The organism is Microbacterium sp. T2.11-28 (assembly GCF_950097975.1).
GTDB lineage: Bacteria > Actinomycetota > Actinomycetes > Actinomycetales > Microbacteriaceae > Microbacterium.
Window position 1 is genome coordinate 245,247 of the sequence record NZ_CATNHF010000023.1, and the last position, 18,344, is coordinate 263,590.

The 18,344-nt window shown below is 72.4% G+C and carries 16 protein-coding genes; 11 read left to right on the forward strand and 5 right to left on the reverse strand.

The window, feature by feature from the left end; all coding sequences use genetic code 11:
* Position 1 precedes the first annotated feature (1 nt).
* The 4 genes from QQZ13_RS10740 (at position 2) to QQZ13_RS10755 (ending at position 4,945) form a co-directional block, all read left to right on the forward strand.
* Entirely contained in the window at positions 2-973 is a 972-nt protein-coding gene (locus QQZ13_RS10740) for an electron transfer flavoprotein subunit alpha/FixB family protein (RefSeq protein WP_284529071.1), read from the forward strand.
* Positions 973-2,739: a cytochrome b/b6 domain-containing protein gene (locus QQZ13_RS10745; RefSeq protein WP_284529073.1), complete on the forward strand. Its 1,767-nt coding sequence runs from the start codon at positions 973-975 to the stop codon at positions 2,737-2,739. The genes QQZ13_RS10740 and QQZ13_RS10745 overlap by 1 nt, the downstream gene beginning before the upstream one ends.
* 93 nt (positions 2,740-2,832) lie before the next feature.
* The gene (locus tag QQZ13_RS10750; protein WP_284529075.1) at positions 2,833-3,420 is read left to right on the forward strand and encodes a TetR/AcrR family transcriptional regulator; all 588 of its coding nucleotides are present in this window, start codon (positions 2,833-2,835) and stop codon (positions 3,418-3,420) included.
* Positions 3,421-3,538: 118 nt separating this feature from the next.
* On the forward strand, positions 3,539-4,945 hold the full coding sequence (locus QQZ13_RS10755; RefSeq protein WP_284529076.1) for an amidase: 1,407 nt from the start codon (positions 3,539-3,541) through the stop codon (positions 4,943-4,945).
* Positions 4,946-5,015: 70 nt separating this feature from the next.
* Here the strand turns inward: QQZ13_RS10755 and QQZ13_RS10760 are convergent, their stop codons facing one another.
* Complete coding sequence (locus tag QQZ13_RS10760) at positions 5,016-5,519, reverse strand: GNAT family N-acetyltransferase (RefSeq protein WP_284529078.1); 504 nt, start codon at positions 5,517-5,519, stop codon at positions 5,016-5,018.
* A gap of 132 nt (positions 5,520-5,651) precedes the next feature.
* Here QQZ13_RS10760 and QQZ13_RS10765 point away from each other — a divergent pair, with 132 nt between their 5' ends.
* Both QQZ13_RS10765 and QQZ13_RS10770 read left to right on the forward strand, forming a co-directional pair.
* Positions 5,652-6,212: a thioesterase family protein gene (locus QQZ13_RS10765; RefSeq protein WP_284529080.1), complete on the forward strand. Its 561-nt coding sequence runs from the start codon at positions 5,652-5,654 to the stop codon at positions 6,210-6,212.
* A gap of 131 nt (positions 6,213-6,343) precedes the next feature.
* A complete protein-coding gene (locus QQZ13_RS10770) occupies positions 6,344-7,681 on the forward strand; it encodes a hypothetical protein (protein ID WP_284529082.1) in 1,338 nt (445 codons plus the stop codon).
* A 371-nt stretch (positions 7,682-8,052) separates the two neighbouring features.
* Here the strand turns inward: QQZ13_RS10770 and QQZ13_RS10775 are convergent, their stop codons facing one another.
* The 3 genes from QQZ13_RS10775 to QQZ13_RS10785 are packed head-to-tail and all read right to left on the reverse strand — an operon-like array spanning position 8,053 to position 10,237.
* Positions 8,053-8,649: a hypothetical protein gene (locus QQZ13_RS10775; protein ID WP_284529083.1), complete on the reverse strand. Its 597-nt coding sequence runs from the start codon at positions 8,647-8,649 to the stop codon at positions 8,053-8,055.
* Entirely contained in the window at positions 8,646-9,299 is a 654-nt protein-coding gene (locus QQZ13_RS10780) for a hypothetical protein (protein WP_284529084.1), read from the reverse strand. The genes QQZ13_RS10775 and QQZ13_RS10780 overlap by 4 nt, the downstream gene beginning before the upstream one ends.
* 53 nt (positions 9,300-9,352) lie before the next feature.
* Complete coding sequence (locus tag QQZ13_RS10785; RefSeq protein WP_284529085.1) at positions 9,353-10,237, reverse strand: LysR family transcriptional regulator; 885 nt, start codon at positions 10,235-10,237, stop codon at positions 9,353-9,355.
* Positions 10,238-10,369: 132 nt separating this feature from the next.
* On the opposite strand from QQZ13_RS10785, the gene QQZ13_RS10790 reads away from it, so the two are divergent.
* Positions 10,370-14,062 carry a bifunctional proline dehydrogenase/L-glutamate gamma-semialdehyde dehydrogenase gene (locus tag QQZ13_RS10790; protein ID WP_284529086.1) on the forward strand — a complete coding sequence of 1,231 codons (3,693 nt, stop codon included), beginning with the start codon at positions 10,370-10,372 and terminating at the stop codon, positions 14,060-14,062.
* A 187-nt stretch (positions 14,063-14,249) separates the two neighbouring features.
* Positions 14,250-15,491, forward strand: coding sequence for an FAD-binding protein (locus QQZ13_RS10795; RefSeq protein WP_284529087.1), 1,242 nt, complete (start codon positions 14,250-14,252; stop codon positions 15,489-15,491).
* A 184-nt stretch (positions 15,492-15,675) separates the two neighbouring features.
* Here QQZ13_RS10795 and QQZ13_RS10800 read toward each other — a convergent pair whose 3' ends face one another.
* Positions 15,676-16,416 (reverse strand): hypothetical protein, encoded by a 741-nt coding sequence (locus tag QQZ13_RS10800; protein ID WP_284529088.1) that lies wholly within the window; start codon positions 16,414-16,416, stop codon positions 15,676-15,678.
* Between the two features lie 137 nt (positions 16,417-16,553).
* On the opposite strand from QQZ13_RS10800, the gene QQZ13_RS10805 reads away from it, so the two are divergent.
* Genes QQZ13_RS10805 through QQZ13_RS10815 form a run of 3 tightly spaced genes read left to right on the forward strand, consistent with a single transcriptional unit; the run spans position 16,554 to position 18,219 of the window.
* Entirely contained in the window at positions 16,554-17,000 is a 447-nt protein-coding gene (locus QQZ13_RS10805; RefSeq protein ID WP_284529090.1) for a hypothetical protein, read from the forward strand.
* Positions 17,000-17,227, forward strand: coding sequence for a helix-turn-helix transcriptional regulator (locus QQZ13_RS10810; RefSeq protein ID WP_284529092.1), 228 nt, complete (start codon positions 17,000-17,002; stop codon positions 17,225-17,227). The genes QQZ13_RS10805 and QQZ13_RS10810 overlap by 1 nt, the downstream gene beginning before the upstream one ends.
* Positions 17,224-18,219: an NAD(P)-dependent alcohol dehydrogenase gene (locus QQZ13_RS10815; RefSeq protein WP_284529093.1), complete on the forward strand. Its 996-nt coding sequence runs from the start codon at positions 17,224-17,226 to the stop codon at positions 18,217-18,219. Before QQZ13_RS10810 ends, QQZ13_RS10815 begins: the two co-directional genes overlap by 4 nt.
* Positions 18,220-18,344: the final 125 nt, after the last annotated feature.

The window sequence follows — 18,344 nt, forward strand, 5'->3', positions numbered from 1 at the left end:
GATGACCGACTTCGCAGATGACTCGATCCTGGTCGTGCTCGACGTGACCCCCGGCGGCGAGCTCGCCTCGTCGTCCGCCGGCCTGCTGGGCGCCGCCGCCGCGGTGGGCACTCCGGTGGCGCTCGTGGTGGGCGGCGGCGACGGTGCGGCAGCCTCGGCCGGGCAGCTCGGTGCCGCGGTGGTGCTCACCGCGGCGGGAGACGCGGGCGCGCTGACCACGCCGATCGTGGACGCCGTGGCCGCCGCGTTCGCCCTCGTGCAGCCCGACGCGGTGCTCGTGTCGAACTCGATCGAGGGCCGCGACGTCGCCGGCCGTTTCGCCGCGCGGCAGTCGCTGGCGCTGTCGGTCGATGCCGTCGGCGTCGTCCGCGACGACCAGGGCGTGCTGGCGCAGCACTCCGTCTACGGCGGGGCCTACAACGTCACCAGCGCCCCCACCTTCGGCGCCCCGGTGATCACCGTGCGCCAGGGCGCGGTCGACGCACGGGCCGAGGCGCAGGAGCCGCGCGTGCAGGCGCTGGAGGTCGCGGCCTCCGGCGCTCCGGCCGCGACGGTCGACTCGTTCGAGGCCGTCGTGGCGACCTCCTCGCGCCCCGAGCTGCGAGGGGCGACACGGGTCGTCGCCGGCGGCCGCGGGCTCGGATCCCAGGAGAAGTTCGCGCTCGTGGAGCAGCTCGCCGACGCGCTCGGCGCGGCGGTCGGCGCCTCGCGGGCGGCCGTCGACGCCGGGTACATCCCCTACGCCCACCAGGTCGGCCAGACCGGCGTCTCGGTCTCGCCGCAGCTGTATGTCGCTCTCGGCATCTCCGGAGCGATCCAGCACAAGGCGGGAATGCAGACCGCGAAGACGATCGTCGCGATCAATAAAGACGGCGACGCGCCCATCTTCGACATCGCCGACTTCGGCATCGTGGGCGACGTGTTCACCGTCGTCCCGCAGCTGATCGCTGCCCTCGAAGCCAAGAAGTCCTGATGGCGACACGCGGTCCGGGAGTGCCCTCGATCCGGCGCGGTCTGCCGCGCCGTCCCGGCGGCGAGTCCTGGCCGCCCGCCGGCGCCGCACCCGAGCCGGACGCGGCCTCGGAGGCGGACGCCGTCCCGGGGCCCGGGCCGGACGCCGTCCCCGCGGCACCGCCGGTTGTGACGCCGGAGCAGGGGGCCCCGCCGTCGGACGCCGGGCTCACGCACGACGGGGACATCGGCACCGCGGCTCCGGCAGGGTCGCCTGTCGCCCTGCGGCGCGGTCTGCCCCGAACGCCCGGCGGCGACGCATGGCCGCCCTCCAGGGACACAGCGGGCCCGGCAGCGACTCCGGCGCCCGCGGTAGGGTCAGCGGCGTCGTCGACGCCCGCGGCCGCCACGACCGGTCCGACGCCCGCCTCCGCCCCGACCGCCTCCGCCCCGGGACCGTCGACGACGCCCACGGCGCCCACGGCGCCCGCGGCGCCCGACCCCGTGGCGGCGGATGCCGACGCGGATGCCGCGAACACGGGCGTCCGCCGCGGTCTGCCCCGCGTGGCGGGCGGCGCGCCCTGGCCGGCGCTCGACATCCGCATCCACGCCCCGCGCCCCGCAGCCCCCAGCCCTGCAGTCGGCCCGGCCGGTCCGATCCCGGCCGCCGCTCCGGCCGCGCCGTCGCCCACCGTCGACGTCGCCGCGTCGGAGCCGACGGTCACCGCTGCCGCCCCGGCGACCGTCGCCTCACCCGGCACAGTGGTCATCCCCGCGGCCGAGCGCATGCCGCTCACCGCTCCTCGCACGGTGTGGCCCGGTCGTGCCGCCTTCCACCGCCCGCCGGCGAAGCCCGAGCCCACGCGCATCGGGCCGTTCACCCGCGGGCAGTGGGCGGGCGCCCTGCTCGTCGGCGGCGCGGGTCTGCTCGTCGTCGCGGCCATGGCGGTCGCGCTGGTGCGCGTCGTCCTGTCGTTGCCCGCGATGCAGGACTTCCTCGCGGCCTATCCGGGGGAGTACCACCTGCCCGAGTCGGCGCCCGTCGGCATCCCCGCGTGGATCGGCTGGCAGCACTTCTTCAACGCCTTCTTCATGCTGCTGATCATCCGCACGGGGCTGCAGATCCGCACCGAGAAGCGGCCGGCGGTGTTCTGGACGCCCCGGCGCAACAAGAAGGGCAAGACGAGCCTCACGATCTGGTTCCATCAGGCGCTCGACCTCCTGTGGCTCGTCAACGGCGCCGTCTTCGTCGTGCTGCTGTTCGCCACGGGGCAGTGGATGCGGATCGTCCCCACCAGCTGGGAGGTGTTCCCCAACGCGCTGTCGGCCGCGCTCCAGTACGTGTCTCTGGACTGGCCCACCGAGAACGGCTGGGTCAACTACAACTCGCTGCAGCAGCTCGCCTACTTCTCAACGGTGTTCCTCGCGGCACCGCTGGCGGCGATCACCGGCTTCCGCATGAGCGCGGTGTGGCCCAAGAAGAGTGCGCGCCTGAGCGCCGCGTACCCGATCGAGTGGGCGCGCAAGGTCCACTTCCCGGTGATGCTCTATTTCGTGGCGTTCATCATCGTGCACGTCGCGCTCGTGTTCGCGACGGGGGCGCTGCGCAACCTCAACCACATGTACGCCGCGCAGGGCTCGGTCGACGGCGTCGCCTACGCCGACAACTGGGCCGGCTTCTGGATCTTCGTGGCTTCCGTCGCGGTGATGGCCGGGGGCTGGATCGCGGCGCGGCCGCTCGTCATCGCGCCGATCGCCAAGCTCTTCGGCACCGTCAGCGGCCGCTGAGCAGGACCTCGACCCGGCTCAGCGGTCGGGCATCCGCTCCGACGGAGCGAGAGCGTACTAGACGACTGGTCTACTAGATGTTAGGGTCGGGTCATGGCCGCGACCCCCACCGATACCCGGCAGCACATCCTCGACACTGCCGCTCGTCTGATGGCGCGCAAGGGGTACACCGCCGTCGGCCTCTCCGAGGTGCTCGCGGAAGCAGACGTCCCCAAGGGGTCGTTCTACTACTACTTCTCATCGAAGGAAGACTTCGGCGCCGCGCTGATGGGAAGCTACTTCGCCGACTACCTCGCCACGATGGACCGCATCGCGCGGGACGTCAGCAAGACGGGTGCTCAGCAGCTGCAGGAGTACTGGCAGCGCTTCTACGAGCTGCAATCGTTCGACGACTGTCAGGGCAAGTGCCTCGTGGTGAAACTCGCCGCAGAAGTATCGGATCTGTCCGAGTCGATGCGGCTGCAGTTGGCGCAGGGGACCACGGGCATCATCGACCACCTCGAGCAAATGATCTCGACCGGCGTGCGAGACGGCTCCGTCGAGACCCCCGTCGTCCCGCGGACGCTGGCCCATGAGCTCTACGAATCCTGGCTCGGCGCCAGCATCATCGCAAAGGTCCAGCGATCGCCGGCGCCTCTGCAGCGCGCCCTCGACCTCACGTCGCACCGTCTCCACGCCTGAGCACACGACCCATACTGCGCGCGTCCTTCCTCATCTTCCGCGGTTACCCCATCCTCTTCCTCTCGTACGAACGACTCACTCAACTAGACGACCGGTCTACTACCAATTGGAGCTCATCATGTCTGACACCATCTTCCGCCTGGACGCCACCGCGCTGGCGTCCCATATCCGCAGCGGTCGTCTGACCTCGGTGCAGGTCGTCCAAGCTCATCTGGATCGAATCAGTGCCATCGACCCGAAGATCAACGCGGTCGTGACCGTCAATCACAATGCGCTGGACGAGGCGAGGGCGGCGGACGACGCACGTGCCGCGGGTCGGGAGATGGGTCCGCTCCACGGCGTGCCGTTCACGGTCAAGGATTCCATCGACACCGAGGGCGTCCTGACCCAGCGCGGCTCCCCGATCTTCCGCGGCCGCATCCCTCAGCAGGACGCGACCAGCGTCGCACGGATGAAGGCTGCCGGTGCCATTCTCCTCGCGAAGACCAACCTGCCGGAGTTCTCGTACTCCACGGAGAGCGTCAACCTGCTGTCCGGTCGCACGAACAACCCCTATGACCTCGACCGGACGCCGGGCGGATCGAGTGGGGGCGAATCAGCGGCGATCGCCGCGGGGCTCAGCCCCATCGGGCTCGGTACCGATCTCGCGATCTCCGTGCGCGGCCCGGCGGCCCAGACGGGGATCGTCGCCATCAAGCCCACGCACGGCCGCATCCCGATGACGGGCGTGTGGCCCCGCGCCCCGCGCCGCGACTGGCACGTGGGCCCGATGGCACGCACGATCCGCGATCTCGAGCTCAGCTACGAGATCTTGCGGGGACCGGATGGGGAGGACGGCTTCGCTGTCATCCCCGCGGAGTTCGATGCGGGCAAGCGCGACGCGCCCCCGACGCAACTGCGTGTCGGCTGGTTCACGGACTCCGGCCTGGGCCCCGTGGATCCGGAAGTCGCGCGTACCGTCCGTGACGCCGCCGACGCGCTGGCCGCCTCGGGGGTGCAGGTCGTGGAGGTCGACATCCCCGCCCTCCGCCGGGACAACCCCCTCGCACTCTTCAACAAGCAGCACGTCATGGAACTGAAGCCCGCGATGGCAGAAGCCACAGCGGGCCACGAAGGCGAGCGGTTCACCATGTCCACGGCCATGCTCGCCACCCCCGACACCTCGATGGCGGACTACGTCGCCGCGGAGCAGGGCGCGGAACGACTTAGCGACGCATATGCGGACTTGCTCACCCGGTTCGACGCGCTCCTGCTCCCCGTCCTGCCGATCCCCGCGCACGAGCACGACAAAGCGCAGTTCATCATCGATGGGCAGACAGTCGACGCCGTCCACATCCAGACGTTCACCGTGCAGTTCAACATCACCGGCATGCCGGCGCTGTCGATGCGATACGGCACGAGCTCGGAGGGACTGCCGATCGGCGTCCAGATCGCCGCAGCGTGGCATGCGGAATCCACGGTCTTCAACATCGCCTCGATCTTGGAGTCGCGCAGCAGCGTGCGCGACATTCACCCCGACCTGTGAGGCGGGGTCGCGTGGGCTCTGCGGGTTGCGCCCCGCAGCAGCTCACGCTCCTCGACGGTGAACATCGCGGTCAGCGGACGAAGCGCACCTCGGTCAGCGTCTCGCCGAGGAAGGGCTCCGTGTGCGTCGCACCGTCGAGGGTGAAGCCGTTGCGCGTGTAGAAGCGGTGCGCGCGGGGGTTGTCCTCGGCGACCCAGAGGTAGAGCTCCGGGTCGGAGGCGACGGCGTCGAACAGCTTCTGCCCGATGCCGGTGCCGTGGAAGCGATCCAGCAGGTAGATGAAGTAGAGCTCGCGGTTGCGCGGGGCGTCGCGGTCGCGCGCGGGGCCGGAGCCGGCGAAGCCGACGATCTCGCCCTCGACGAGCGCGGCGACCATCGTGAAGCCCTCGCCCTGCTGGGCCCAGTGGGTCCACAGCTCGGCCAGGCGCTTGGGGGAGACGTTCTCGAGGGCGGCCTTGCTGATCAGGTGATCGTAGGTCTCATGCCAGCAGGTCGCGTGCACGCGGCCGAGAGCCTCGGCATCCACGTCACGAACAGGACGGACGACGGTGTCGGTCAGCGGTTCGGCTTCCATGGGGCCGACTCTACGTCCGGCCCGGGCAATCACGAAATCGGCGCGAGCCGTGTCAATCAGCGGTCCGTCGCCTGTCGATATCCCACAACGGATTTCGTATTCACGTAGGTCTCATCGCTAGCATCGCGCTTCGTGAATGTGTGGTGGCGGACCCTCCTGACGATCTGGCGCGCGAAGGTGCTGCTGCGCCGCCGCGGACCCATCGCGCCGACCTCGGTCGGACGGGTGCGGCTGCGCACGCTGCCGACCGACATCGACCTCCTCGGGCACATGAACAACGGCCGCTACGCGTCGCTGTTCGACCTGGGCCGGTTCGACCTGCTCATCCGCACCGGCATCTGGGATGCCATGAACGCGCAGGGGTGGTACGCGGTCGTCGCGAGCGAGACGGTGACCTTCCGCAAGTCTCTGCAGCTGTGGCAGCGCTTCACGGTCGAGTCGCGACTGTACGGCCACGACGACAAGGCGGTCTACCAGATCCACCGCGCGGTGGTGGATGGCGAGGTCTACGCCGAGATGATCGTGCGCGCGCGGTTCCTCCGGCGAACGGGTGGCGTCGTCAACACCGAGGAGCTGTTCGAGGCGCTCCACCGGCCCGACGACCTGCCGCCGCTGCCCTCGTGGGTGACCGACTGGGCCGTCGGCGCGGCGCTCCCCTCGACGAAGGCTCCCGCGCCGAGTCTCTGGGAGTGAGCGGGCGCGGATTCGGAGAATCGCACCGGATTCGGATCCGGCCGACCGCATCCTCCGAATCCGGTGCAGACCTCCGAAGCTGCGGTCCGCTCGAGCGGCGCCTCGACCGCGGCACCCGCTAGCGTGTGAGCGTGATCGCGATCGTCGTGCGCAGCGCGCGCCTCCTGGCCGCGCACTGGCCTGCGCTGCTGGCGTGGATGCTCGGCGGCACGCTGGCGCACTATCTCGTGCTGGAGCTCGCGTCGCTCGTGGGAGCGCGCACCGCGCTGGGCGGCATCCTCCTCCTTCCGCTCGCGGCCCTCTGCCTTCTCGTGGCCTATGTCGCGATGTTCCTCGTCCTGCGGGACGGGATGCGGAAGCTGCGGAGCCTGGCGCCGTTGCCGGAGGATGCGCGCGCGCGACGGAAGGCGTTCCTCGACGGCATCCTCGGCGGCATCCTCCCCTTCGTGGCGTTCTACACCGCGTGGGGGTTCATGCGCGAGGACGTCGTCTCGTACATCAACGGTGCGTTCGCCTGGCAGTTCCAGTGGGGCCTGAGCGCCGCCGTCGCCGGCGCGGACTACGACACGTCCGGAACGATCGACGATCTCGGCTTCGATCCCTTCACGCTCTCGCTCCTCCTCGGCGCCTTCGTGGCGCGGTGGCTGCACCAGCGCTACCGTGCGCGGCTCCCCGGATGGACGGGCGTGGCCGCGGTGTACCTCGAGGCGCTGTGGGTCTACCTGGCCGCCTATCTCGTGAAGGACGCCCTCGGCCTTCTCACCGCGTGGGTCGACGGGCGCCAGGCGATGGTCTGGCTCGCGGACCTCCGGGAGGGTCTCGTGGGTGTCTTGGCGCCGCTGGGCTTCCTCTGGGACGGGGTCGAGTGGCTGCTCGGCGAAGCAGGCGGCCTCATCCTCCTGCCGGTCGCGTGGCTGACGATCGCGGGCGTGATCTACGGGCAGGCGGTCCGCGCCGCGGCGCCGCAGCTCAGCGGGCGCACGGTGGAGCGGTGGCGAAGCCGCTACGGCACCATCCCGCAACGCCTCCGTCGCCGGCTCGCCGACCTCGGCGAGAGCTTCATCGGCCGCTTCCGTCCGATCGGGCGCGCCCTCGTGCTGATGTGGCGGGCAGGGCCGGTGCTGATCGGGTCGTACGTCCTGCTCAGCACCGTCGTCACGCTCGCGGAGCAATGGGGGCTCATCGGGATCTCGCGACTGCTCGGCCCGCACGACTACCGCTCGTTCTGGGGGCCCGTGTTCGTCGCGCTGACGCTGGGCGTGTCGGTGATCATCGAGCCGCTGCGGGTGAGCGTCGTCGCCGCCTCGTACGACGAGACGCTCGATCGGCTGTCAGCGGTCGACAGCGAAGCGGAGGTCCAGACCGCCGGCGGCAGTGCTCCCGGTGGAGAGCTCGACGACGAGGTCGTCGCCGACGCCGCTCGGGAGCAGGACAAGGGCGACGAGGTCGTACGGAATGCCGGTGCGTGAGGTGCAGGTCGTCTGAGCGCCGACCGGCGGCGCCCAGTCGAGGGTGGTGACGCTCATCCAGCTGCGACCTGTCGCGGGCTCGACGATCCTCGGCGCCTGGCATCCGAGGAAGCGGTGGCCGCGATCGACGCGGATCGTCACGACGACCGGCTCGGTCCCGCTCGGCGCGCCGACCTCGGCGGCGTCGACAGGCTTGATCGTCACCGGACCGAAGTCCCAGTCCGCGATGGAGGTCGATGCGCCGGCGGCGACCGGCCGCTCGGCGTTTCGCACCGTCCCGAACTCGAGCGTGTCGAGAGCGAAGAGGCCTGCCGGGATGAGCACGACGAGCACAGCGAGGGCGACGGCGTTCCGGCGCCACCACGCGCGGGTCATGGGCTGACCCATCCGGTGCGGATGAGCGCGCGATCGGACACCCGGGGCAGGTCCGAGAGCGACAGGGGGAGCTCGATGACGGAGTCGCCCTCGAGGCTCAGCGCCGGATCGCCCGGCCCCGCGCCGTTGTCCTGGGCGATCTGCAGGACGGCGGCGCCCGTGATGGCATCCGCCGGCACCTCGAAGGCGAGCGAGCCCGCCTGCGGGATGTCCACGTGGAGGCGGGAATCGAGGAGGGTCGCCGTGCGGTCGAGGGTGAGGGGGCGCTCGCTCGCCGCGATCGTGCGGTCGGGGAGCACGAGGTAGGCGACGCCGATCGCGCCAGGGCTCTCGGTGCGAACGGTCCAGGCGTCGAGGTCGACCACGACCCACGTTCCGCTGGCCTGCCAGCCGCCGCTCGCCGTCACCCCGTCGGACACCACGACATCGCGGACGGTCACGGCGAGGTTGTCGCCGACGGCCGGTGTCCCGAGCGAGGCCGTGACGCGGAACGGGTCGGTCATCCGCGCCTCGCCGTCGGGCGTCGCGGCGGCGACGAACCACGCGGCGACCAGCAGCAGGATGCCGACGAGCCAGCCGCGGAACCCTCTCATGATTCCGCTCCCGCTCCGACGTCTTCGAGCGGGATCGTGACGACGGCGGCCGGCGCCCGATCCACCCAGCTCTCCCCGGACGAGAGCAGCTGCGCCTGGTAGAGCGTGGCGTCGCCGAGGACGATCTTCAGAGCATCGCCGTCGGCGTAGGCGTCCCCCGGGACGACCCAGCTGAACGCGAGGAGGGCCGGGACGCCCGGCTGGAGCCACGGCGTCACGGTCTGATCGTCCTCGCGCACGATCCCGTCCGCGGCGCGGGCATCCCCCTCCAAGAGCACGGCGCGCTGCACCCCCTCGCTGCCGAACGTGGCGAGCGGGCGGTCCCAGCGATTCTCGACCTCGACGAGCAGTACGAGCAGGCGCTCACCCTTCTCCTCGTCGGGGAACGCGCCGGTGCCGCTCAGCGAGTCGATGAGCACGCCGCGCTCCACGGTGATGGCCAGCTGTGGACTCGTGTGCGTCTCGCCGACCGTCAGCTCGTCCAGGACCTTGGCCTCGGCGGGGACGTCGTTCAGGCCGCCGAACGCCGCTGTGGCCGCGAGGAACAGGACCGTCCCGATCGTGGCGAACCACTTCGTCGGCACGCGGTCGGTGGCGGCACGCAGCCGCGCGAACCGGTTGGGGCGCGGGGCCTGCACGGGTTCGGTCACGCCGACAGCCTAGGGGAGGGCGCGGGCGGGGGAGCCAGCCGGGGCGGGCGGGGCTAGGCGCGGGCGCGGGCGGCGAAGGCATCGGCGAGGGCTTCGCGCACGATCCGGATGCCCGAGCGCTCCACGTCGGAGCGGCGGACGGCCGTGAAGACCTCGCGGACGGGCGCGCCGGGGAGGTCGGTCAGCCGCAGCGGCGGGCGCTCGCCGGCCCACAGCAGGTCGGGAAGGAGCCCGACCGCGTGACCGGCGGCGATGAGCGGCACGTGCGCGGTGAGATCGGCGAGCTCGAAGCGCACATCGGGCTCGAACCCCGCGGCCCGGCACTGCTGCACGGCCCAGTCGCGGGCGGCGGTGCCGCGCGGCTCGAGCACCCACGGGCGGGAGCGGAGGGACGCCAGATCGCGGGCGCCGTCGGCGGAGGCGACCCTCACCGGGTCGGTGCCGAGCAGGTGGCGCTCGAGGCCGGAGCGGTGCTCGCGGGTGTGACCCGGGTACTGCTCCGCGATCACGAGGTCGAAGCCACGGGCGGACAGCTCGAACAGGCCCTCTTCGGGCGGGGTCTCGGCGACCTCGACGCGCAGCTGCGGCGCGCGCTCGGCGAGGAGGGTCAGCGCCGCCGGCACGAGGGCGCGGGCGGCGGTCTGGAAGACGGCGATGCGGACGGGGGCGACGCCCGGCCGCAGCGTCTCGAGCTCGGCGCGAATGCGCTCGTCGAGCGCGAGGGCACGGGCGGCGTGGGCGGCGAGGGCGGCGCCGTGCTCGGTGAGGCGGACGCGTCGCCCGTCGGGCTCCAGGAGGGGGACGCCCGCTTCCCGCTCCAGCTGGGCGAGCTGCTGCGACACCGTCGACGGGCTGTAGGCGAGCGCCTCGGCGACGGCGGACAGCGTCCCGCGCAGGGCGAGCTCGTGGAGAAGACGCAGCCGTCGCAGCTCGAACACGTGTGCCTTTCAAACGATCGATAGGAACGAACGATAAACATCGTAGATGGTCGCTTTTCTCGAAGCGTGGTGGTGCCTCACCCTGAAGGGATGAACTCGGGGCAGGCTGGAGTCGTGGCGGAAGGGGCGGACATGGCAGGGGAGGCGATCACCGAACTGGTCGAGCAGTCGATCGCGTTGGCGCAGCGTTGGGTGGCGGAGTCGGCGGAGGCCGACGTGGACCCCGCGGCCGAGCGGCTGGCCGGTGTGCTGAAAGACCCGAACGGGCTGCCTTTCACCATCGGCTTCGTCGACGGCGTGATGCGCCCCGAGAGCCTGACGGCCGCCGCGGCCAACCTCAGCCGCGTGGCTCCCCTCGTGCCGGACTTCCTGCCCTGGTACCTGCGCGGGGCGGTGCGCACCGGCGGTGCCGTCGCGCCCGTGCTGCCCGCGCCCACCGTGCCGATCGCCCGCCGGGCGCTGCGCGAGATGGTCGGTCACCTCGTCGTCGACGCGCGTCCCGAGAAGCTCGGGCCCGCGATCGCACGGCTGCGCGAGACGGGCGCGCGCCTCAACCTCAACCTCCTCGGCGAGGCCGTGCTCGGCGAGTCCGAGGCGCTGCGGCGCCTCGACGGCATCCACGACCTCATCCGCCGTGACGATGTCGACTATGTGTCGGTCAAGGTGTCCGCGATCGCGAGCCACATCTCCATGTGGGCCTTCGACGAGGTCGTCGACGCGGTCGTGGAGCGCCTGCTGCCGCTGTACCTCACGGCGGCAGGGGGCGACGGCGCGGCGCCCACGTTCATCAACCTCGACATGGAGGAGTACCGCGACCTCGACCTGACGATCGCGGTGTTCACGCGCATCCTCGAGGACCCGCGGCTGGCGGGCCTCGAAGCGGGCATCGTGCTCCAGGCCTACCTGCCCGACGCGCTCCCGGCCCTGCGGCGGCTCACCGCGTGGGCGCGGGAGCGCGTCGCCGCGCGCGGCGGACGCATCAAGGTGCGCCTGGTGAAGGGGGCGAACCTGGCGATGGAGCGCGTGGACGCCGTCATGCACGGCTGGGCCCTCGCGACGCACGCATCGAAGCTGGACTCCGACGCCGGCTACCTCCGGTGCCTCGACGAGGCGCTGCGCCCCGAGAACACGGCGGCCGTCCGCATCGGCGTGGCCGGGCACAATCTGTTCGACATCGCCTATGCGTGGCTCCTGGCCGGTGAGCGCGGCGTCCGCGACGCGGTCGAGTTCGAGATGCTCCTCGGGATGGCCCAGGGCCAGGTGCAGGCGGTGTCGCGCGAGGTCGGCCACGTGCTGCTCTACGTGCCCGTCGTCCGCCCCGACGAGTTCGACGTCGCCATCAGCTACCTCGTGCGACGGCTGGAGGAGAACGCATCGAGCGAGAACTTCCTCTCGGCCGCCTTCGATCTCGCCGACGACCCCGAGATGTTCGCCCGCGAGCGGGACCGGTTCGTGCAGTCGGTGGAGCGCGCGGGCGACCGGATGCTCCCCGACACGCCGAACCGGCAGCAGGATCGTCGCGGCTCCTGGGTGGACGACGCCGGTCCCGCCGAGACGGCGTCGGATCCGGACGCCGGGGTGGATGCCGCCACGGTCCCCCTCCCGCGACCCGCGGCGGAGTCGGCGCTGACCCAGGCCGTGCTGACGATCGGCGCCGACGAGGACGATGCCTTCGTCGAGACGGCGGTGTTCGCCTCGCACGAGTCGGCCGCGTCACGGTCGCCGCTGCGACGCGGCGGTGCGCCGGGCTTCCGCAACGCGCCCGACACCGATCCCGCCCTGCCCGGCAACCGGGAGTGGGCGCGGGAGATCCTCGGACGCGTCACGACCTCCACGCAGGGCGACCAGACCATCGCCGCGGCGCGCATCGACGACGCCGAGACGCTGGAGGCCGCCGTCGCGCGCGTGCGCGAGGTCGCCGCGGCGTGGGGGGCGACGCCGGCCGTCGAGCGCAGCACCGTGCTCCAGTCCGCCGCGCGCGCCCTCGAGAAGCGGCGCGGGGCGCTCATCGAAGTGGCGGCGTCCGAGACCGGAAAGGTGTTCGCGGAGGCCGACGTCGAGGTGAGCGAAGCGGTCGACTTCGCGAACTACTACGCGGCGACCGCCCGTGAACTCGACCGGGTGAGCGGTGCGGTGTTCGTGCCCGCGCGGCTGACGCTCGTCACCCCGCCCTGGAACTTCCCGGTCGCGATCCCGGCGGGCGGCGTGCTGGCCGCGCTCGCCGCCGGGTCGGGGGTCGTGTTCAAACCCGCTCCGCAGGCGCGGCGGTGCGCGGCGGTGGTCGCCGAGGCGATCTGGGACGCGCTCGACGAGGCCGGCCTCCCGCGGGAGCTCGTCACGCTCGTCGACGTGGACGAGGGCGCTCTCGGACAGCGGCTCATCTCGCACCCGGACGTCGACCGCGTGATCCTGACCGGGTCGTGGGACACGGCCGCCCTCTTCCGCTCGTGGCGCCCCGATCTGCCGCTGCTGGCCGAGACCAGCGGCAAGAACGCGATGATCGTGATGCCCTCCGCCGATCTCGACCTCGCGGCGGCCGACCTCGTGAAGAGCGCTTTCGGGCACGCCGGACAGAAGTGCTCCGCCGCGTCGCTCGCGATCCTCGTGGGCTCGGTCGGCCGCTCCCAGCGCTTCGCGCGGCAGCTCGTCGACGCCACGCGCTCGCTGCGCGTGGGGATGCCGTCCGATCCGCTGAGCGAGGTCGGGCCGGTGATCGAGCCGCCGCAGGGCAAGCTCGCCTGGGCTCTGGGAACAGCGGGGAACTCTCTCGAGGAGGGGGAGCGCTGGCTCGTCGAGCCGTCGGAGGTCGACGCGCCCGGGGCCGAGGGCAGGCTCTGGACGCCGGGGATCCGCGTGGGCGTGCGACCGGGCTCGCGTACGCACCTCGAGGAGTTCTTCGGTCCGATGCTCGGCGTCATGCACGCCCGATCGCTGACCGAGGCGATCGAGCTGCAGAACGCGGTCGCCTACGGGCTGACGGCGGGCCTGTACACCCAGGACCCCTACGATCTGGCCCTCTGGCTGGACCGCGTCGAAGCCGGCAACCTCTACGTCAACCGCGGCATCACCGGCGCCATCGTGCAGCGTCAGCCGTTCGGCGGCTGGAAGCGCTCCTCGGTCGGGGCAGGCGCCAAGGCCGGTGGTCCGAACTACCTCATCGGGCTGGGCTCCTGGCGCGCCACCGCCGGCGCCGCGCAGTCGTCGACGCTGCACCTGCGCGGACTCGACAGCCGCATCACCGCGGTCATCGAGGCCGCCCAGCCGACCCTCGACTACGACTCCTTCGAGTGGCTGCGCCGGGGCGCGCTGTCGGACGCGGTCGCGTGGGACCGCGAGTTCGGGCGGGTGCGGGACGTCTCGGCGCTCGGCGTCGAGCGCAACCTGTTCCGCTACCGGCCGGTGCCGGTGTCGATCCGCGCGACGTCGGACGCGTCGTGGCAGGCCGTGCTGCGGGTCGTCGTGGCCGGGGTGCGCGCCGGCGCGACCTTCACCCTGAGCGCACCCGTCGGCATCCCCGCCGCCGTCCGCCACGCCCTCGCCGGCGTCGACGTCCCCGTGTTCGTCGAGACGGACGCCGAGTGGATCGCCCGTCTCGGCGCGGGCGACGCGCATCGGGTGCGGCTGGTCGGATCGGCCGAGGCGGTGGCGGCGGCGCACACCGCGCTGGCCGAGGCGACCGGGGGCGACCCGGACATCGCGGTCTACGACAACGAGGTGACCACCGCGGGTCGCCTCGAGCTGCTGCCGTTCCTGCACGAGCAGTCCGTGACGATCACCGCGCACCGCTTCGGCAATCCGGACCGGTGGAGCGAGGCTGTGATCTGAGGGCCGCCATGCTCGTGGGCCGGCTCGGCCCTGGATCGCGGGGCCGGTGCACGGCGGCTGCCGGGTTCGGGGGAGTCGTGCAGGCCACGCTGACCGTCACGCTTCCTCCCGTATCGTGGACGGCACTCGCCCTGGGCTGATCCCCGGAGCGAGCGCCGGCGGGCCGGCGGGATGCGAAGGAGCCGACGTGAGCCAGGCAGGCACCAACTGGGCGGGCAATGTGGCCTTCTCGGCCGCGGCGGTGGCTGCGCCGACGACCGTCGACGAGGTCGCGAGCCTTGTCGCCTCGGCGGAGCGGGTGCGGGTGGTCGGCAGTCGCCACTCGTTCAGCGACATCGCCGACACCGACGGCACGCTGCTGTCGCTCGCCGCGCTCGAGGGCGGGCCGGAGCTCGACAGCGCGCGCGGCGTCGTGCGGGTGCCCGGCGGGCTCCGCTACGGCGACCTCGCGCCCTGGCTGCACGACCGCGGCCGCGCCCTGGCGAACCTCGCCTCACTGCCGCACATCTCGATCGCCGGAGCGGTGGCCACGGGCACTCACGGGTCGGGGGAGCGGATCGGCTCGCTCGCCACCCAGGTGTCGGCGATGGAGCTCATCGACGGGGAGGGGGAGCTCGTCCGCGTCGAGCGCGGCGATCCGGACTTCGACGGATCGGTGGTGTCGCTCGGCTCGCTCGGCGTGGTGACCGCGCTCGAGCTCGACACGGAGCCGGCGTTCGAGATGGCGCAGACCGTCTTCGAGGGGGCGCGGTGGGACGACGTGCTGGCCCGCTTCGACGACGTGCAGCGCAGCGGCGACAGCGTGAGCCTGTTCACGACGTGGCGGGACGCCGACGCCGTCGACCAGATCTGGATGAAGACCCGCGGGGCCGCGCCCGACCTCTCGACACTGGGAGCGCGGCTGGCGGATGGTCCCCGCCACCCTCTTCCCGGCATCGACGCGGAGCCGTGCACGCCGCAGCTCGGCGTGCGCGGACCGTGGTTCGACCGCCTCCCGCACTTCCGCCTGGCGTTCACCCCATCGGCGGGGGAGGAGCTGCAGAGCGAGTACCTGGTGCCGCGCCACGACGCGCGCGCCGCGATCGAGGCCGTGCGAGGGCTCTCGTCGCGGATCGCACCGCTCGTGCTCGTCTGCGAGGTGCGCACGGTCGCGGCCGACGATCTGTGGCTGAGCCCCGCCTTCGGGACCGACGTCGTCGGCATCCACTTCACCTGGGTCCGCGATCAGTCCGCCGTGATGGCGCTCCTCCCCGAGATCGAAGCGGCCCTGCCTCCGTCGGCGCGTCCGCACTGGGGCAAGCTGTTCGCGCTGGCCGGCGACGCGGTCGCCGCGCGCTACCCGCGCTGGGACGACGTCGTCGCCCTCCGCGCACGGCGCGATCCCCACCGGCGATTCGCGAACGCCTGGACCGCGCGGCTGGGCGTGTGACGACCGCCGCCGTCACGAGAAACAACTTATCTTTCTAGCCCGGGGAGCAGGCCACGGGTGACCATGAAAGGGCGCTGCTGGGGAGCGCGCAGCGGAGGCCAGTTCCAGCTCGGCGGAGCCGATGGCCGACGTGACACACGGGGGGAGTGTCGCTCTGGGGTCGATGTCTTCGACCCCAGAGCTCTCACGGCGCGCGGTCCGCGGGAGGGCGTTCGCCGCCTTCGACCGGCACGGTGAACTCGTTCACGAGCGCTCGCACGCCGAGGGCGAAGAGGGTCCACGGGCCCTCGGGGATCTCCGCCTCCGGGCCGGCGACGTAGGTGGGGTGATCGATCCCTTCGAGCGCACGCACCGCGAAGCCCTCGCCGAGGGCGGCCATCGCCTCGGTGAAGTCCTCGATGGTGAGCGGCTCCTTCATCCGCAGCCCGTAGGCCGCCATGACGTGCGCATAGAACTCCGCGAACGCCGCGATCGATTCGCGGTGGCGCTCGCGGCTGGCCTCGGTCAGCTCGGGCCAGGTCTGCGCGGTCGTGCGCAGGGCGAGGGCGATGAGGAAGGACTGCGCATCCATCGCGTCGGCCGGGTCGTCGGTGTCGGCGGATGCGCTGCGCAGGTGGGCGGCGGAGGCGGCGCGGATGATGTCGTCGCCGCTGGCGCCGGCGGCGATGAGATCCTCGACCGCGGCACGCGCGTGGTCCGCCGGCCCGCTCAGGCGCAGGCGCACCATGGCGACGGCCAGGTCGCGCTGATAGTCGGTCTGGTCCACCCACAGGCGGTAGGCCGCCCCGGTGGTGAGGCCCGCTCTTCGCAGGACGTCCTGGATCCGGATGTGCTGGACGCCGGCGGTCACGCCGCGCTCCATCAGCATCTGCATGCCGACCCGCAGCAGGAGTGCCCGGGTCTCCTCCCCCGTTCGACGGACCATGGGGACAGCATCGCAGATGTCGCGCCCGACGCGTGTGAAGGGGTGGATCCGGAGGAAGTAAAGAATTCTTGACATCGCGTCCTCGCCGCTCCTACACTCCGTGTAAAGAATCTTTGACACACACGTCGGAGGATGTCATGGGATACGTCATGGGATATGCGGAGCGGAACGTCTGGACGGGCCTGGTCGCCAGCGTCGCCGGCGTGGCGGTGTACGCGGCGATCGTGCTGCCGCAGCTGGGCGACCGGCCGGTCGCCGAGATCGACTGGCAGTGGCCGATGATCTTCTGCGTGGCGGGCGCGCTGGTCGCTGCCATCGTGGCCAGCATCGTCTGGGGCATCGCGGCGGGGATGCGTGATCCCGAGACGGAGCACCGCGCCGACGTGCGCGACCGCGACATCGAACGCATGGGCGATCGCGTCGGCCAGGCGTTCTCGGTGATCGGCGGGCTCGTCGCGCTCGCGCTGGCCATGGTCGGCGGCGAGGCGTTCTGGATCGGCAACGCGATCTTCGCGGGCTTCTTCCTGACCGCGACCATCGGCAGCGTGGCCCGCCTGGTCGCCTACCGCCGAGGGCTCGCCTGATGGTCCGGCCCACGCGCGTCACCAACGTCATCCGCCCCCTCCGCGAGGCGGCCGCCCTGACCCAGGCGGAGCTCGCCTCCCGCATCGGGGTCACCCGCCAGACACTCATCGCCCTCGAGCAGGGCCGCTACTCGCCGACGCTCGAGCTCGCCTTCCAGATCGCCCGCGTCCTCGGGGTGCGCCTCGACGACGTCTTCCAATACCCGGACTCCACGGAGGAATCATGACCGCCCACGCCCCCGCCACCACGATGACCGTCTGGAGCCAGTCGCGCTACGGCGGTCCCGAGGTCCTGACCGCCGCGACGGTCGCGCGCCCCGTCGCCGGCGACGGCGAGGTCGTCGTCGACGTCGCCGCCGCTGCGCTGAACTCCGCCGACGTGCGGATCATGCGGGGCGATCCCCTCCTGGTGCGCCTCGCCTTCGGCCTGCGGCGCCCGCGGACCGCCGTGCCCGGTCGCGACGTCGCCGGCGTCGTCTCGGCCGTCGGCGCGGGAGTGACCGCCTGGAGGGTGGGCGACCGCGTGGCCGGCGAGCTCAGCGGCGGCGGCCTCGGCGACGCGGTCGCCGCTCCCGCGGACAGGCTCGTCGCGGTGCCCGACGACCTCGACCTCGCCGTCGCCGCCACCCTCCCGCTGGCCGGCGGGACGGGCTGGCAGGCGCTCGACCTCGCCCGCGTCGGCGAGGGCTCGCGTGTGCTGGTCGTCGGCGCCGGGGGCGGGGTCGGCACCTTCGCGGTGCGACTGGCCGTGCTGCGCGGCGCCGAGGTCGACGCGCTGTGCGGTGCGCGGGCGGTGCCGGTGATCGCCGGACTCGGGGCGCGGCGCGCCGAGGACTACCGCGGCGCCGACCTCGCCGCGTGGGAGGCCGATGCGTACGACGCCGTGATCGACATCGCCGGATCCACGCCGCTGCGCACCCTGCGGCGCCTCGTCCGGGCCGGCGGCGCCGTGGCGCTCGTGTCCGGCGGCTCGAACCGCGTGACCGGCCCGCTGGGCCGCATCCTCCGCGCCGCGGTCCTGTCGATCGGAGCCCGGCGCGCGCTGCGTCCGCTCGCGGCGGTCGCGCGTCCCGAGATCACTGCGCGCCTGCTCGCGCTCGCCGCGTCGGGCGAGCTCGTGCCGCCGGTGGAGCGCACCTGGAGCCTGTCCGAGGCCCGCGCGGCGATGGCCCACGTCGACGCCGGGCACACCGTCGGCAAAGTGGTCGTCGTTCGCTGAACGCCGCGGCGGCGCGCACCGGCGTCGCCGAGGGCCGTCTGGCAGAATGGGCCTCGGCGTGCCCGCCACGACCTTTCCCCGCCCTCCGCGTGAGCGCGGGTCGAAGGGCCGCCGGGCCTCAGGAC

What these genes read in the sequence shown, in the direction of transcription:
- QQZ13_RS10740 (WP_284529071.1), top strand. Translation starts at nt 2, where the DNA reads ATGACCGACTTCGCAGATGACTCGATCCTGGTCGTGCTCGACGTGACC.
- QQZ13_RS10745 (WP_284529073.1), top strand. Translation starts at nt 973, where the DNA reads ATGGCGACACGCGGTCCGGGAGTGCCCTCGATCCGGCGCGGTCTGCCG.
- QQZ13_RS10750 (WP_284529075.1), top strand. Translation starts at nt 2,833, where the DNA reads ATGGCCGCGACCCCCACCGATACCCGGCAGCACATCCTCGACACTGCC.
- QQZ13_RS10755 (WP_284529076.1), top strand. Translation starts at nt 3,539, where the DNA reads ATGTCTGACACCATCTTCCGCCTGGACGCCACCGCGCTGGCGTCCCAT.
- QQZ13_RS10760 (WP_284529078.1), bottom strand. Translation starts at nt 5,519, where the DNA reads ATGGAAGCCGAACCGCTGACCGACACCGTCGTCCGTCCTGTTCGTGAC.
- QQZ13_RS10775 (WP_284529083.1), bottom strand. Translation starts at nt 8,649, where the DNA reads ATGAGAGGGTTCCGCGGCTGGCTCGTCGGCATCCTGCTGCTGGTCGCC.
- QQZ13_RS10790 (WP_284529086.1), top strand. Translation starts at nt 10,370, where the DNA reads ATGGCAGGGGAGGCGATCACCGAACTGGTCGAGCAGTCGATCGCGTTG.
- QQZ13_RS10800 (WP_284529088.1), bottom strand. Translation starts at nt 16,416, where the DNA reads ATGGTCCGTCGAACGGGGGAGGAGACCCGGGCACTCCTGCTGCGGGTC.
- QQZ13_RS10805 (WP_284529090.1), top strand. Translation starts at nt 16,554, where the DNA reads ATGGGATACGTCATGGGATATGCGGAGCGGAACGTCTGGACGGGCCTG.
- QQZ13_RS10810 (WP_284529092.1), top strand. Translation starts at nt 17,000, where the DNA reads ATGGTCCGGCCCACGCGCGTCACCAACGTCATCCGCCCCCTCCGCGAG.
- QQZ13_RS10815 (WP_284529093.1), top strand. Translation starts at nt 17,224, where the DNA reads ATGACCGCCCACGCCCCCGCCACCACGATGACCGTCTGGAGCCAGTCG.